Here is a 16,879-nt window from a genome sequence, read left to right on the forward strand (position 1 = left end):
CGCATGATTCTCTTGCGGCATTGAACATCGGGTAAAATAATCGTGAAAAGAACTGGTACCATGGAAGGGAGCCATCCAGGCTTGAGACGTCAACGGAAAACCTAAAGGATTCCAAATTTTTCTAGCTTGTAAAATGAAAATGAATTAGTAGTAGAATGTTAGTATGCTTGTTGGGGAGGATGAAGAGAATGTGGAATGAGTTCAAGAAATTTGCCATTCAGGGGAATGTCCTGGATTTGGCGGTGGCGGTCGTAATCGGGGCAGCTTTTGGAAAAATCGTTTCATCGCTGGTGGATCATATTATTATGCCGATTGCCGGCATTCTGCTGGGTGGCTACAGTTTTGAAAAATTGGCGTTCCGAATGGGCGATGCTGTGATTCAATATGGCATGTTTATCCAAAGTGTTGTCGATTTCTTTATTATAGCGGCAGCCATTTTTGTCTTTATCAAGTTGTTCAGCAAGATGAAATTTGAGAAAAAGGAAGAAGAAGACGAAGAGGCCGATGTTCCTTCTGAAGTGGAATTGCTGTCGGAAATCCGTGATTTATTAAAAGCGGAAAAAAGAGAAGTGCAAGATTAAGTAAAAAGCAGCCGTGCACGGCTGCTCTTTTTTGATCACATCTTATTCATTTTTGCTGGCCTGGATTTCCAAAGCAATTTTCACTTCGTCGCTCACTACAACGCCGCCTGTTTCCAGCGGGGCGTTCCAGGTCAAACCGTAATCGCTCCGTTTGATCGTTCCTTTTACGCTGAAGCCGGCTTTTTCGGCTCCGCTCATCGGGTCTTTCACTACACCGCCTGGTGTAACAGAAAATGTTTCCGTTTTGGTCACGCCGTGCATGGAAACGTCGCCTGTTACCGCGTAGTGGCCGCTTTGCTTTTCGATATTGGTTGATTTGAATGTTAATGTCGGGTATTTTTCAACATCGAAAAAATCGGCAGAGCGCAGGTGGTTATCGCGGTCTTCGTTGCCTGTATCAATGCTTGCCACGTCGATTGAAAAAGAAATGTCGGCTGTTGTCAAATCTTCCGGGTCAGCTTTAATATCAGCAGAAAATTCATTGAAAGTTCCTTTCACCCTGGAAATCATCATATGCCGAATGGAAAATTCAACCTCACTGTGCGCTTTATCAAGTGTCCATGTGGAAATTGTCACTACTATTCCTCCTTATTGGTTACAAAAAGTAAGTTTATGATGTAATTATAGTTAATAATCTTTTATTTGTAAAGAAAATGTTTTTTATTTTGACAAGCGTGGAGGAACGATGAATAATCAAATTATGGAAACAGGGAAAGGAATGGTTGCCGTGCGTATGGTAGATATGATTGCCAAAAAACGTGATGGGCATGAATTGACGTCCGATGAAATCCGGTTTGTGATGGACGGTTATGTGAAGAACGAAATTCCAGATTATCAAATGTCCGCTTTTCTCATGGCGATTTATTTTCAGGGGATGTCCAATAAAGAGACAGCGGAATTGACGATGGCCATGGCTGATTCGGGAGAAAAAATTGATTTATCGAAGATTGATGGAATCAAAGTTGACAAGCACTCTACTGGAGGAGTGGGAGATACGACCACATCAAAGAACATAAAAGTAGACCTGCCTAATTTTCCCAGTATTACAACAAACCTCAAAGAATTTATCCTTATAATTTTTTATAAAGCGAAGAAAAATTTTAGAAGTTGGTTTAAGAAAATAATAGGTGATAGGTCATTACGCAAGGTGTCAAAAATTACGGGAATCGACTATACTACCATTAGGAGCTATGCAGGAAATCAAAGCACACTGCCTACTAGAAAAAACTTTGAAACGATATGTAAAGCTTTTAATGTAACTGTTGAAGACTTTTTAAGGTTTGCTGAATTGAATATTGATCAAGAATCTTTTTTTGAGATCCTAGCTTCCGGTTTTAGAATTAGAGACAGAGACTTACGAAATAAGGTGAAGGGAGAATATTTAGCATGAACCCTACCAAGATAATTCAAAAGAAAAAATACGGTATTGAGTTAACAACTAAGGAAATTGAATACATGGTTAAAGGATACACAGATAATACAATCCCAGACTATCAAATGGCTGCATTTTTAATGTCCATCTGGTTTAGGGGGCTTGTTCCAAACGAGTCGGTTGCATTAACCAATTCAATGGTAAGATCAGGAGAAACCTTAAATCTGTCATTAAGCAAACCAATAATTGACAAACATTCTACGGGAGGAGTTGGAGATAAAGTTAGTTTAATCGTTGCTCCAATTGTTGCCTCTTTAGGAATTCCATGTCTGAAGCTTAGTGGAAGAGGATTAGGACATACTGGTGGAACAATAGATAAACTTGAATCTATAAGAGGATTTAAAACAAATCTATCCAAAGAAGAGATAGTAAATAATATTCAAAACCATGATATTGTAATAGCTGGTCAAACAGAAAACATAGTTCCGGCAGATAAGAAAATTTATGCTTTAAGGGATGTAACTTCAACTGTTGATTCTATACCTCTAATTGCAAGTTCGATTATGAGTAAAAAAATAGCTCTTGGTGCAAATAAAATTGTCTTAGACATAAAAGTAGGAAATGGCTCATTCATGAAGACAATTGAGGATGCAACGGTGTTAGGAAAAACAATGGTTGAAATGGGTAAGAACATGGGAAGAGAAACAGTTGCAGTCCTAACAGGTATGAATCAACCACTAGGCTATGAGATTGGGAACTTAAACGAAGTGATTGAAGCAGTGGATTTATTAAAGAATAAAAAATTTAGCAAAGACCTTTGGGAAGTAGTAATTGAAATATCTGGACAAATGATTTATCTATCAGAGAAAAGCGATAATATTGAAGACGCAAAGAAAATGGCGCAGGAAACTATTGACAATAGAAGCGCATATTTAAAATTTATTGATTTTGTACAAGCTCAAGGTGGAGACATTGAGAGTATTCATAGTCCAAACACCAAAGAAACAATTGAAATAAAAAGTGAATCAGATGGCTATATTTCACACATAGAAACACAATATGTTGGTGAATCTGCAATGCTGCTTGGAGCTGGAAGAAAGGGAAAAGATGATAAGATAGATCATAGTGTGGGAATAACAATTAGGAAGAAACTAGGAGCGAAAGTGAAAAAGGGTGATACTTTATTTATAGTAAAATCAAACCAACACAACAACGAAGATGTTATAAATAAATTGAAAAACTCAGTTACTATTTCTAAAGACAAAATTGAAACTCCAAAAACAATTATTAAAGTGATTCACTAAGACTAAGGTGATAAATATTGAATAAACCAGTGTTTAGTAAATTGATTACATGTAAGCATTGCGGACGCAAATTTAAAGCTAAAATTGAAAATAAGAAAAGGATTTATGTTTGCTCCTCATATGACAATTACGGTAAAAATTCTTGTGAAAGAAATGCAATAGAAGAGAATTTTTTAAAGGGTCTAGTTCAGAGGAGATTTCAACGTGAAATGACTGATGAGGAAATAAGAGATGTAATTGAATATATAGAAGTAGAAAATTCCTTACTGCTTGAAATTCACTTAAAAGACCAGGAATCAATTATGCTTGGTCGTCAAACAATCAGATTCTAATTTAGGGTGAATAATTTTTTAAATGAACGCAAGTGGGGAGGAGGCTCAAGTAGCATTCTTACTGAATTTCACAGAAAGTGCTAGGGTGTAGAAAAAATGAGGCTTTCAATAAAACTTTGTGAAAAATAACATGCTTAAAACCCTTATAAATAAGGCTTTTATTTTTAATTTCACAATCTAATTCGCGATAAAATTCATGTTTTATTGTGAAATTGAGTAATAAACAAAAAAGAAGGGAGACAAATAAATGTCTCCCTATATTTATTCTTTGTCTCCTTCGTGTGTCCAGTGATTTAATTTATATGAGGAAGCTCTAATTGGATCATAATTAACTCCACCGACACTTAATATCTTCAATGACTTGCTCTGCGACTCTTCTCTCATCTAACTCTTTTTTAAATGAACGATTCATTTCAGCTACCATTGCTTCAATTAGACCTTCAAGCTCATCTTCAGACATTTTAATGTTGTTATTATTTAGCATTAATAAAAGGTGCTTCTTAGCAGTGTCAAATTTCTCCTCAGCTTTAAAATCTATGCCTACTTGTTCTGCAAAATCAACGGCTATCTTAGCATATGCTTTACTTCGCTCAAGTTTTTCTAATCCAAATTTTTCTTTTAGAAACTTAGCTGTGTATCCTGAAACAATTCCGATGCATGTTACAATAATTCCAATTGCTGCACTAATTAATTCTGCTTGAATAGCTTCCATACATATCACTCCTATATAAAGTTATATTATTAAGTTATTATTGTACGTCCGATTTTTTGACCCACGAGTATATCTCTTTGAGTAAAACACGATCAGATTTAACTTGCTGAATTGTATAAGTCTTACCTTTGATACTAGACGGTATGTTTTCTCCGGTAGCATACTTCTTAGCACTAGATTTAATCTTTACTTTACTCCCCACTTTAAAATTAGGTGTAACTGGCTTTGCAGATGCTTTAGGAGCACTTCCGCCTCTCATCTTAGCAAGGAGATTAATGTTTTGTTGTGCAGTTCCCGTATATTTATCTTTAAAACCATATTGATTATAAAGTTTTTGACGATTGGCAAATGAAGAATTAACTTTAATACTATTCAAGTACTCCACAATACTATTTGTCTTCATGTCGCCTTTATTCTGAGGTTTGGGTTGAGAAACTTGTGGCTTGGCCCCACTTTTTAATTTATTTAGTAATTGAATATTTTGATCAGCACTACCGTTATAACCTTTTATCCCATACTGAGCGGCTAATTTTGCTCTATTTGCAAAAGACGAATCCATCCCATTAGCATTCATCCAGTCAACTACACTGCCACCTGTAGCAGATTTTGGAGTGGAAGGCTTAGATGGCGTTGGTTTGGATGGTTTTGGAGAAGAGACACTTGGAGATTTTCCATCTAACATTGCCTTAAAGTCATTCCAGGTTATTCCTTTAGCTCCACTTCTTAGATTGTGAGGACAATCCTTCCAGCCACTAGTTTCTTTATGTGTAATAACATTAGATTTTGAAATATTATGTTTTTTCATAAGATACTTAGTTAACTCAGCAGCATTTTTTACAGCCTTTTTAAAATCACCGTCACTGTTCACACATATCTCAATTGCTATACTTTGCATATTTCCTTTGCCATTTCCATCTCCTCCATGCCAACAACGTACATTATCGGGAAATGACTGCCATATTTCTTTATCGTCAACCTGATAATGCCACGAAGCACTCCGTGAATTTCCGTTATACTGTAACTTAGCGTGCATATGTGCATTCGCACCTCTGCTAGTATTAGCTGTCTCATGAATTACGATGTAGTTACAAGGATTTCCATAGCCAGATGTCACTTTACTAATCACACTACTTGACACCAACATTTGATTAATTTTCATCATATTCACTCCTATATTTTGTTATTTAAGTCCCAGCTTAATCAGTAGCCATGCACTGATAATAGTTGGAACTATCATCACAATCCCGATCAAAACTTTTGCCATTAAACTTGGAACGCTTATCTTACTTTCATCTTGAGATTTTTCAATATGTGTAACTCTTTCGCCAATTTTGCTCATGTCGTTTTGTAGTTGCTCTTGTGAGCTATTAAGCTTCGATAAGTTGTCATTGACCTTAATCAAGGTTCCACTGAACTCTCTCATCTGCTCATTTTGCTCTCTATTTATCTCTATTTGGTTCTTAAGAATAGCTTTCATTTCGATCAACACTTCATTGTTTGACTCTTGTCTTTGAAGACGTTGCTCATGATTTTTTAATGTATTTTCAACTACTCCGACTCTTTCATTTAAATCAGTACTCACAATGCCCTCACTCCCTGATGTCGAATAAAATAAAAAAGAGAAAAAATAAAAGCCCTATAAATAAGGCTTTCAATGCTCTCCTTGCACATAAAAAATTAAATTGTATTAAGTTGTTTATGTAGCGTTTATTTAATGTTTATGCACCCTCTTCAACACCATCCATTAGCCTTGCAGAAACATTCTGACGTACCAACTTTTCCAAACTAGGAATAGACTCATTCCCCTGATACTCTTCAGCAGTAAGTGGAATATAACCATTTAAGTTAATAGTCCTTTCTTCGTCATGTCCTGTAAAGTGAACCTGCACACTTTCTACTAGTCCATTTTTATATCTCATGTTAACTGATGTAATTTGCACTTCAAAATCATACATTAATAATTCCTCCTTAATATTTTTAAATAAAAAAGAGCACCTGCTTAGGCGCTCTTAAGTGTTAATTTTATTTAGCAGACTTTAATGACTCTAATTCAGACTTTACTTTTTCGAGATTAGAAGACAGTTCCTGAATTGCCTTAATCATTGGAGCAATTAATTCCTCATACCCAATTGTGTATAAATCTTCCCCGCCATTAACTTGGTGGTCTTGAAATCCACCGAAGTCAATTCCTAAAGAGTCTATGTATTGTTTAACTTCTTGAGCAATAAGTCCGTGGTGGAATCTTTTACCTTTCTTACTTCCGTCTTTCGGCAACTTTGTAACGTTGCCTGTTGTCTCGTCAATTTCAATGTAGTCATCCCTGTAATCCCACTTAAAGTCTACAGGTCTAAGCCCCTTAATAAAGTCCAACCCTAAAATAGTATCTCTAACATCTGCTTTATCGCGCATGTCCGACCTGTTTTGGATTGCTCCATAAGCATATACAGTTACAGCACTATTACCGAGTTGACACTGATAGCTTCCACTAATTCTTGAGTTTGCACCAATACCGATACTACCCGAAAAATTTATTGCGGGGTTTCCCGCAATTGTGGTTGCTAAAGCTCTCCTTCCAATAGCTGTGTTACTGTGTCCTTTTTTTATATTAACGAGTGCTTGAGTTCCAACAGCAGTATTATCATGTCCATTAACGTCAGTATGATTTCTCATGGAATCTACCCCAATAGTAACGTTGTTACTAGCACCTTTATTTGTAGGATTAGATTGATAGCCTATCGCTATGTTCGCTTTACCAGTCTCATTAGCGTAAAGAGAGAATGAGCCTAAAGCAGTATTCATGTCTGCATTTGTCTTAAATCCAGCGTTATAACCAACCATTGTGTTATGTCCTGCTGTTTTTATGTCTTCAGGAAGACCTGCTGTTCTTTGGCCACTATATGCGTTATATCCAACAGCAGTATTCCAACTACCGGTTGTGCTTGCGTGTCCTGCATTTCTTCCTACATATACATTCTTGTGTCCAGTTGTATTATACCTCCCCGCATTACTTCCAATGGCTGTATTTCTACTTCCTACGTCACTGTCTGTATTTGTGTGGACTCCAATGTTATCAGCAAGAGCATAATCGCCGATTGCAACATTATAATATCCTTCAACATTGTCTTCCATTGCTCTATATCCAACAGCGATATTTCTGTACCCTTTAACGTTGTTTAATAGTGCTTCAAAACCAATTCCTACGTTGTTATACGATCCTACGGTAGCACTTTCGTAACTATGTAATAAAGACTTTTTCCCTGCGTCTTTCCCCATGTAAATGCTGGAACTATTTCCTGTACGATCAATTGTAGAATAGTCAGCGCCTATTAGCCTACCATCTGATAGTCTCTTAAATGTTCCGTTTGCATATCTATTATTTGCAGGCAATTTAGACACAACATAAGTTTTTCCTTTTAAATCTACAATTTTATCTTTAAAACTATTCTCTATTAAAGTAAATATGCTAGTATCGTCAGTTTCTCCATCTCCCTTGGCTCCAAACTGAAATGGTGTTATTTCATCTGTATAGATGAGTTTTGCTTTTAGACCATTTGCTAAAACAATGTCGGCGCTACCAGCAGTTTGATTATGAATGATATATTCTGCCCCGCCACCATCACCAGAAGATTTATAACCGAGAGTTTTTACAAATTCTCCAACCTTAAACTTGGTGTTTTTAAGTTCTTCTACAGTATTAACAATTCTTCTTTTAAGGGATGCTGTTTTTTCATCAGTGCTATCATGACGATCTTTTAATGATGCATATCTTTGTCCATCTGCACCAACATAAGCTTCCTCAATTTTACCCTGTTCAGCATCAATTCTCTTTTTTAAATTATTAAAATTTCTTCCATTTTTATCTACGTATGATTCTTCAATTTTATTCTGTTCAGCGTTTATTCTTTCATTCAAGGACGAGTAAACCTTCCCATTTACGTCACGATAAGCGTCCTCAATCTTCTTTTGTTCAGCGTCTACTCTTGCTTTGGCGGTAGCATAAGTTTCCCCATTTCTTCCTACACGAATCTCAACAATTTCACTGGGTTGAGGAGTGGATCTAATTAATTGATCAACTCTGTTTTTCTGAGAAAGGATATCTAAATCTACACGCTCGATCTTTTCTTTGACAGAATAAACATCTCTATCACTCAAGCTTTCGTAATAAACACGCTGTGAAGGGAAAAAATGAACTCCTGTACCCGAATATTTAAACGTCAACTTTTTGGAATTATGCTTGGGATCAAAAAAGACTACACCCTCAGTGTAGTCCACTCTGTACAAGTTATCCTTTAGTTCTCCATCTACAATTTCATACCAAGCTGTATTGTTAGAATCAGATACCTGCACTTTATTTAATCTGCTTGGAACTTCGGTTAAATTAGCTTTCCCATTAATTATCTGTAAAGATTCGGTGTAATTTAGAAGAGGGTCGTTAACGTCTCCCTTTCTACGTTTCCCGATTATTGGGTCATTGTATATCTCCCTATCCACTTTATCACTCCTTATTAATTTATTTATTTTCTAATTGCTGTATCTTCTGTTTTAAATACTGATTTTCAAGTTTAAGCCAGTTTATTTCATCTTCAATCTTATACACTTTTGTGTCCAACTCCTGTATGGCTTTAGTATTTAAACTATTATGTGAATAAGAGCTTATCCCTTCACCTCTGATAATTTCTTTTGGGGTTTCTCTTTCCGTGATAAAACCATACTCATATTCGGTACTACCATGTTTCAGGTAGCGATAAATGGTTGACTGTCTAAACAAATTTAAGGCACTACCTTCATACTTCTCAATATCCGTTTTCCACTTTTCAGATGACGAAGGAATAAAATCTGCGGCTTGAATATTTATGTAAGAGCCAGTTTGTCCTAATTTAGTAGCTCTAACATGCTGATTAGATTGTAGATAAGTGATACCATTTGTGCCACCTGCTCGCAATACAACGTACCCTGATGCGGATTCAAAAACCCCGTTATTTGGCGCAGTGAATTTTCCTTGGGCATATATATTCTGTGCTCGTAGATCTCGATAAATTCCACTAAGTCCTTTGTTTACTACTCTTAGTTCTTCGTCTGCCCCTATATAGGCATTCGTTGTAGAAGTAATAAAAGCTGTGCCAAAGATGTTACCTGCACGTAACGGACGATAAACAGGATTCGAGCTGCCTTCAACCGTCCCCTTTGCAACAACATGTAAATAGTTATCTGTTCCTATCCATGCACTTTGGGTAGTTGTAACAAAAGCAGACCCGTAAATTACTCCTGCACGTAATGGGTAATATACATCTGTGGTATTAGCGCCAGTTATTCGAAATTCTCCGCCATTTCTTGGTCGAGCATATAAGTTAACTCCAGCCGTCCCGCCATTTGTTTCAATAAAATTCCCATAAAAACCAGCTGCCCTCATATTTAAGTATGAGTAGCTACCAACCTCACCATCACTTGGTACGTCTTTCATATCTACCACACGAGCCTCTTTGCCTGTCTGTGCTGCTAAATAGACATTCGCTGTAGTAGTACCTAAAGCGCGGCTTGTCACCAGCAAACTGTCAGCTTGGAATCTTGTAGTTCCGTTGGCATTATACCCAAAAAGTCCATCTGGTCTTATATTTATATAGTTATTATTACTTTGAGTTAATTTAATATTTCCTCCAACAATTTCCAGGTTCGTTAATTTATCACTAGAAGCAAACTTACTTCCATAAATATTCACACCACTTATATCAATCGCCGTCAAAGTACCACTTTTAATATTACTTGCATTTAGGTTAGCAACATTAACTTTATTTGCATCTAAAGTTCCACTTAATATACTACTTGCACTTAAATTTTTAACAGAGACTTTTAAAGCATCTAATGTACCAGTAGTTATATATGTTGCATTTAAGTTACGTACATTTACTTTACTTGCATCTAACGTCCCGCCAGTGATATTGGTCGCGCTTATATTTACAACTGACACTTGTGCTGCGTTAAGAGTTCCAGTAGTAATTTTAGTAGCATCTAAAGTTGCAGTCTTAACGCTGTCTGATTGAATCTTAGCGATAACGGCTGAATTGCCAAAAATTTCAGTTATATTTAACTTTGCTGCTGTAATAGATTGGGCGCCAATCCGACCTGCATTAAGAGTTCCAGTTGCAATGTTTGATGCATTTAAATTAGTTACATTAACTTTACCTGCATCTAAAGTTCCACTTAATATACTACTTGCACTTAAATTAACAATAGATACATTAGCAGCATTTAATGTTCCTGTAGTGATCTTTGTTGCATCAAGATTAGTTGTTAAAACTGTATCGGAACGAATTTTTGCAATGACTGCTGAATTCCCGAATATTTCGTTAATATTTAATTTATTTGCAGTAATAGAACTTGTATAAATTTCTCCGCCATTTATAAGAGTTGTATTTCCATATTTCCACTTATCAACCGTTCCTTGAGTTACAGATTCTTCATTAAGATCTCTTTCAAACGATTTATATCCAGACGGTACGCTGGCAACCGTCCAGTTTACCCCTACCCAACCTGAATCTTGAATATTATCTGTTATCCAATATTCTAATTTTTGATCTCTGGCATTATTTAGGACGTATATATCTAAGTACACAGTATCGTAAGTCGTGTTATATAGAATTCTTGCTTTTGTGAAGCTTCTTGCACCATATAATCCGAATGATGTTAAGTTAATATAAGGATTTCTATTGAAGTTAATTCCTGCCTCAAATACTGCCGTATTGTGTTGGCCAGAAGTCGTATCTTTTAACATAAACTTTCCATGTGCTCTGTCTCCTGCATTGGAGGCTATTCGATACCATTTTCCAGCAGTACCATTAGCTATTGTAGTAGCTTTATGGAAGTTCTTGCTAAATGGCAAGAATTCTGCTACTCCACCAAAATTGATTTTAGTAGCATTAATACCTACTGTTGTTGCAGTTTGATTAATAAGAGATGATATCGTATTTCCGTTATAATCAGTTGTTTTAACACGTTGATTGATTTCACCAGTATGTGCATTAATGTTTTGTTCGGCAGTGGTGATACGTGTACCAAGTGCATTGACAGTTGAAACTTCTGCTTTGCTGGATATTTGACCAGCAAGTGTTGATATAGAAGTTTCTGCTGATGTTATACGAGCGTCGGCGTCTTCAGGGGCTGGGGTCCAATCGGTGGCGCGGTTGCCTTTTTCAACTTGCGCTCGCCAAACTGTGCAATCAAGGTAGTAACCATTTGCATTTGCTCTAAACTGTAGTTGCAATTCTAAAGATGTACGCTTACCAGTAGCAGTTACTCTTTTTGCTTCATTTGGTTTTATTGTTTCAATTGGAGTTCCTTCTATTCCGTTTATGCGAACGGACATACTTACATCTCTATTATTTTTAACGTAAATAGATACAGTGTATAATTCCCCTTCAACTGTTGAAGTTGTATTGGTTATTGTCTTATAAGCCTTTAATAAAGATGTTTGGCTTCCCGAAGTGGCATAAATCTTTGTTGCATCAGTTGCTCCCCATTCTGAAACTGATACATTTTCAGTAACTGTTAAAGTTGAACCATCGTAGGCGGCTAAAACACTCCTGCTAAAATTATTACTATCTCTATTTAAATTCCTTCCACCAATCTCCAAATTATCAAATTCAGCCCTGACCTCAGACACCCTTAAATCAATTTGATTAGCTTTTATATCGAGATTAGCAATCTGATTCAAAGCACTTGTCATGTTTCCGGTCAGCGCATCAATATTTGTTTCTGTGTTAGAAACTCTTGCAGTTATATTATTGATGGATGTAGTCAACTCTCCGACCTTATTGTTATAAACAGTGGTATCAACTTTCTTACCTAAAGCTGTATTTACCTCTGTTTTAGTGTAAACTTCACTCTTTTCAGCCTTTGCTTCAATTAATCCTGCATGAGCAGTGAGAGTTGTTTCTGTTGTTGAGACACGATCACGTACGGCGGTTATTTCATAATCAATATCCTCGGGGGCTTCCTGCCAGTTACTAACCTTAGTACCCTGCTCGATTTGCATTCTCCATGCTATAAAATCAAGGTTGTCATTAATATTCTTAGCGTTAAAATTAAATTGTTCATTCTGCCCTTCTTTTCCAACTCCGAAAATAATTACTCGCTTACTCTCGTTGGGTAAAACTTCTTCAGTCATACCTAAGTTGTTGGATATTCTAACGACTGTCGTCCCAATGTTTTTTATCCATACACTATGGACATAGTTAGAACCTATGATAGTTCGGTTTCCTGTTTGTTTTGTTAATTTTACAGCACTCGTACCACCTGTTACATGAATTTCTGTAGCGTCAGTGGCATTCCATTCTGGAACACTTATCCCTGTTTTATAGGTATATTGCGCTCCTTGATACTTTCCAAGAGTAGTAAAATTGTTACTGTCTTTTAAAAGGTTTCGCCCGCCAATCTCCAGCGCATTAAACTCATCCTTCGTAACCCTTAACTCTAATCCCTCTGCAACCAATCTTAAGTCAGTTTCATTTGATTCGACTCTATTCAAGACACCTTCCATATCTCTTTCATATTTAAGAGAATCGAGTTTTGCATTGAGTTCTTTAGCATGTGCAGTTAATGTCGCTGTGTGACCCTGAACAGTATTATCAATTTTTTGTATGTCTGTTAATGTTGCTGAAAATCTACCTTCTAATTCATTAAAGTTGGTTTCAATTGTGTTAATTTTTCCATTATGCCGCGACAATAATTCATCAGTGGAATCGGCACGATCTCTAAGGTTATTTGCAATTGAGTTTAAATTATCAATTTTAGCATTTACGTTACCTATACGACTATTTAAATCGTCAATGATAGCTTGTCGAATAGCTTCTATTTCTTCTTGTGTGTATTCTTGATAACCTTCTGTGATACTATTACGTATATCATCCATTAATTGATTGATTTCATCTTCTGTTGGTGCAACAGGAACCCATTCTTTTTTATTTTCGTCATATTGCATAAACCTTGGTGGCTCTTTTGAAGTATCCCACCATAGCTTATATTCTTCTGGATCAGGCGGAGTTTCTTGTTTAGGGATATAAGTTTCTTTAATGGCTCGTTCAACTTCAGGTATTACCTCGTTTTCGATACGATCCATTTCTGAGTTGACTCGTTCCTTTGCTTCATCAACTTCTTTTAAAGCATCTTCAACTTCTTTAACTATCTCATCTAATTCTTCTTGCGTTGGGCCTACTGGAACCCATTTACCTGTTAAGCTGTCATACTTCATTAATCTCTCTGGTTCTACTGATGTATCCCACCATAAACCTGATCCAATTTCTTCAGGTGGCGTATCTTGTCTTGGAATGTAAGTTTCACGTATGGCTCTTTCAACATTTGGAACAACTTCGTTTTCAATACGCTCCATCTCAGAATCGACAAATTCCATTCGATTGTCAATGTCTTTGAGCGTTTCGTTGATTCTAGGGACAACTTCATTCTCGATGCGGTCAACCTCCGAGTTAACACGCTCCATTGCTTCATCGACTTCTTTTAAAGCATCTTCAACTTCTCTTCTTATCTCCTCTTCAGTTATCCCAATAATTTTGTCTGTGTAGTCTTTTGAGTCTTTTAAAGAATTGTCAACCTTCCAATTGTCTCCGTCTCGAACATATACTTTTGCATCTTGAGTGTTTACCCAGATATCGCCATTTTCAGGCTTTTTAGGTGCTTCAGAAGCAACTGTATAACTTGATCCATTTACTTTTCCCTTGAAGTTTATCTTTGTTGTAGGGAGATAAGGTTTATCAAGTGAAACAATATCAGAAAATATAATTTGGTCTGAATTAATGTCTGGGTCAACTCTTCTATAAGCTCTGACACCTAATGTGTAATATCTATTTCCTGGAACACTAGGGAATGTATAGGATCTTGTGCTATAATGCAATTCAGGAATCATAGTTTCATTTGCCATTCTTGAACCAAAGATGTAAGGAGTGTCATCTACATCTGAATAAAGGTAAACAATAAATCCATCAATATTATGTACGTTTTTCTCTGTTTCAACATAATTTGGATAACTCCAATTCATAATAAGACTCGCTGAACCGTCATCATTTTCTTCATGTGATACTGTTAGACCAGAAGGATTGACAGGAGTTTCTTTAATCCTGTCGTTTCTTAAATTGTAATTTTGAGTCACTTTAATCCAATCAGTTTTTCTGGAATTGTAATCTGTGTTAACTTGGTCAATTGTATAAAATGCACGTTTTATCTTATTTTTTGTAGTCTCTAATTCCTTGATGTTAGAAATAGACAGGTCAATCGTTGCATTTTCAAAATCAAATTCAATCTCAATAATCTTAGCCGTTACCCAGATATTCAATTTTTTATGTTTTATTTTTACAATATCCCCAACGTTCAATCTATCCCAGTTATGGCTTTCAGTTACCATTTCAAGGAAATTTACAATTCCAACTTTCATATTTACAGGCGGTGAGTTAACGGTTTTAAGATGCTTCATTCCTTCTTCATATAGATCGTTAGGGTCTATTTGATTATCATCCGTCCATTCGAACACTTGAATAAAATTCGTTAATTCATTCATAAGTTTGTCGCTCAAATGAGTTTCAATGTTCAATTGATGTTTTAGTGCTTCTATTTTCTTATCAATATTTTCTAATTCTTTTTTTATTGATTCAATCACTTGTTTTTGATTTTTAATTTCATTCTGTTTACTATTGCGTTCAGAAATAATTTGAGAAGTATCATTTCCTAGTTTTTTAGCAATATCCAATCTATCTAGAATAATGGTTAGTTCATGGTTTAATTCGTTTAATTTGTTTTCTTCTTTAGTTTTCTTTTGTTGAATTTCTTTCTTTTCATTTAAGAGGTTTGCAAATTCGCCTTTTAAAGAAGAGGCCATTTTGTTATATTTAATTAAAGCAATACACAAATCATCGCTCATAAAATCACTATGAGAAACTACATTACCATTTTCGTCCATTTCAAAAGGGCTTAAAAAATAAGAAAAATCATCGACGTATGCCTGACCAGTTGGATTAACACTATTGATTGTTAATCCTTCGCTGCCTTTGACAAATAGCCTTGTTACAATTTCATCCGCATCAATAGAACTCTCAATGTTTTCTAAGTATCTCCCTTCTGAGATCCAGAAGCCTTTATGTTGTGATATTTCTTCTTCTTTATAGATATTTATTTTGTTACTAATGGTGTCAAATCTGACTACTCCCTCAAAGGTTTCAGCAATTTCATAAAGGAATTCTAACTTAGACTTACTGGAAACATCGAATTGACGATGCTTTAAATTGAATTCTGGATTTATATAACCAATTTTCCATGTAGTACCCTTGAGACAATCCGTGAGCACCTGTAAGCAATTAAGCGATTTCCCAACATAGTCAATCATTCTTTGATAAGATAACTGATATCCCAAAGAAAAACACTGAATGTCCATGTCATCAGTGTTATCAGCTTTCTTACTTAATTTAGTAATAATAAACCACTCTTCATTAGAACCTAGCTTCATCTTTATGAAGAATTTTTCCTTGATTTTATCTATATGGGGATTCCTTACCAGTTTACTTCTCATTACTACTTCGTAAGGAAGAGTGAAGGAAAGCTCATTAACTTCGCCATGTTTAAATTTCAGTCTTTCATTTTTAATATGAAGCAATTTACCAATAACTGTTCTATCGGGTTTAGCTAGTGATAATTCTAGTTTTTGTGGTTTTAAATTTTGCCTAATAAAACTCAATTAATTTCACTCCTCCTCTACGAAAATATGTATCTATATTTAAATTTAATTTTTGCTTCTCCATCTATTTTTAAGAGATTTTTACCATAAACAATCTCTAAATACTCATCATTAAAATCGTCATATCTCCAAATGTTAGGGAGACTAGATTCTATAATTTGCTCTTCACAATCCACATAAACTTCTTCATTGTCTTTTAAGTTATTAATTTTAAATATTCTTGAACCATTTGATAAGTTGTGAATGGTGATGTTTCCATTACCTACTTTTTTTATCCACATTTCAGGTTTAAAAGGGTGATGCCCTTTATTTTCAAGAAGCATTGTATCTTTATATGTCGGTTTACTCTTAATAAATTCATGCCAAGGTGTAGTAATCTCATGACTATACCCAAATGGAGAATCACATCTCATGGTAAGCGTTAAGTAACCTTGCCTTAATCCATTGTGTATGTAATTAATTCCTTCTACTGGCATGGCATAAAAGACACGATCAATATTTTCACTAAAAAACAATGGTTGATAGAAGTCTACGTCCAGCCACCCGAGAACTTCATTCTCCATTTCATCAGTCATTTTTGTTTCTAAAAAAGAAAAACTCAGAGAGAATTTTTTTGGTTCTTTTACAGTGTCAATAAAGTATGGTTTTGGATTATCTCTAACTGAAACTTCGTTTATTGTTCTTGATGAGACAACTTGTTCCTCCATGAGTCCACCACTAACATTTATGTTGTAAATTCCAAATTCGGTTGATCTTCTACCTGCGAAAGAAAAATATAGACTTTCTCTTATCACCGCCAATCACTCCTTCAAACAAAAAGAGCCAATCGGTATATGATTGACTCTTC

At 35.6% G+C, this 16,879-nt stretch carries 12 protein-coding genes and 1 pseudogene; 5 read left to right on the plus strand and 8 right to left on the minus strand.

The features are described 5' to 3' along the window. Positions 1-179 precede the first annotated feature (179 nt). Positions 180-581: a large-conductance mechanosensitive channel protein MscL gene (mscL, locus tag AB1L08_RS01650; RefSeq protein ID WP_413062930.1), complete on the plus strand. Its 402-nt coding sequence runs from the start codon at positions 180-182 to the stop codon at positions 579-581. Between the two features lie 42 nt (positions 582-623). On the opposite strand, the gene AB1L08_RS01655 is transcribed toward mscL, so the two are convergent. Beyond that, complete coding sequence (locus AB1L08_RS01655) at positions 624-1,157, minus strand: YceI family protein (protein ID WP_413062931.1); 534 nt, start codon at positions 1,155-1,157, stop codon at positions 624-626. Positions 1,158-1,308: 151 nt separating this feature from the next. Here AB1L08_RS01655 and deoA point away from each other — a divergent pair. From deoA to AB1L08_RS01675, 4 genes and pseudogenes are all read left to right on the plus strand, one after another. After that, positions 1,309-1,584: pseudogene (gene deoA, locus AB1L08_RS01660) on the plus strand (pyrimidine-nucleoside phosphorylase); the annotation flags it as partial. Positions 1,585-1,728: 144 nt separating this feature from the next. Beyond that, positions 1,729-1,971 carry a helix-turn-helix domain-containing protein gene (locus AB1L08_RS01665; protein WP_413063147.1) on the plus strand — a complete coding sequence of 81 codons (243 nt, stop codon included), beginning with the start codon at positions 1,729-1,731 and terminating at the stop codon, positions 1,969-1,971. Next, on the plus strand, positions 1,968-3,257 hold the full coding sequence (locus tag AB1L08_RS01670; RefSeq protein WP_413062932.1) for a thymidine phosphorylase: 1,290 nt from the start codon (positions 1,968-1,970) through the stop codon (positions 3,255-3,257). Before AB1L08_RS01665 ends, AB1L08_RS01670 begins: the two co-directional genes overlap by 4 nt. Positions 3,258-3,274: 17 nt before the next feature. Beyond that, positions 3,275-3,589, plus strand: coding sequence for a recombinase zinc ribbon domain-containing protein (locus tag AB1L08_RS01675; RefSeq protein ID WP_413062933.1), 315 nt, complete (start codon positions 3,275-3,277; stop codon positions 3,587-3,589). Positions 3,590-3,917: 328 nt separating this feature from the next. Here the strand turns inward: AB1L08_RS01675 and AB1L08_RS01680 are convergent, their stop codons facing one another. The 7 genes from AB1L08_RS01680 to AB1L08_RS01710 all read right to left on the minus strand — a co-directional run bounded on the left by AB1L08_RS01680 (position 3,918) and on the right by AB1L08_RS01710 (position 16,826). Continuing rightward, positions 3,918-4,301 (minus strand): phage holin, LLH family, encoded by a 384-nt coding sequence (locus tag AB1L08_RS01680; protein WP_413062934.1) that lies wholly within the window; start codon positions 4,299-4,301, stop codon positions 3,918-3,920. 37 nt (positions 4,302-4,338) lie between these two features. Beyond that, positions 4,339-5,460, minus strand: coding sequence for an N-acetylmuramoyl-L-alanine amidase (locus AB1L08_RS01685; protein WP_413062935.1), 1,122 nt, complete (start codon positions 5,458-5,460; stop codon positions 4,339-4,341). 21 nt (positions 5,461-5,481) lie between these two features. Next, complete coding sequence (locus AB1L08_RS01690; RefSeq protein WP_413062936.1) at positions 5,482-5,883, minus strand: hypothetical protein; 402 nt, start codon at positions 5,881-5,883, stop codon at positions 5,482-5,484. Positions 5,884-6,019: 136 nt separating this feature from the next. Beyond that, positions 6,020-6,256, minus strand: coding sequence for a hypothetical protein (locus AB1L08_RS01695; protein WP_413062937.1), 237 nt, complete (start codon positions 6,254-6,256; stop codon positions 6,020-6,022). 67 nt (positions 6,257-6,323) lie between these two features. Further along, positions 6,324-8,792, minus strand: a complete 2,469-nt coding sequence (locus AB1L08_RS01700; RefSeq protein WP_413062938.1) for a tail fiber domain-containing protein — start codon at positions 8,790-8,792, stop codon at positions 6,324-6,326. Between the two features lie 19 nt (positions 8,793-8,811). Continuing rightward, positions 8,812-16,032 (minus strand): DUF7359 domain-containing protein, encoded by a 7,221-nt coding sequence (locus AB1L08_RS01705; protein ID WP_413062939.1) that lies wholly within the window; start codon positions 16,030-16,032, stop codon positions 8,812-8,814. Positions 16,033-16,049: 17 nt separating this feature from the next. Further along, entirely contained in the window at positions 16,050-16,826 is a 777-nt protein-coding gene (locus AB1L08_RS01710) for a phage tail domain-containing protein (protein ID WP_413062940.1), read from the minus strand. Positions 16,827-16,879 lie beyond the last annotated feature (53 nt).

Source organism: Siminovitchia jepli (assembly GCF_047228825.1).
Taxonomy (GTDB): domain Bacteria; phylum Bacillota; class Bacilli; order Bacillales; family Bacillaceae_C; genus Siminovitchia.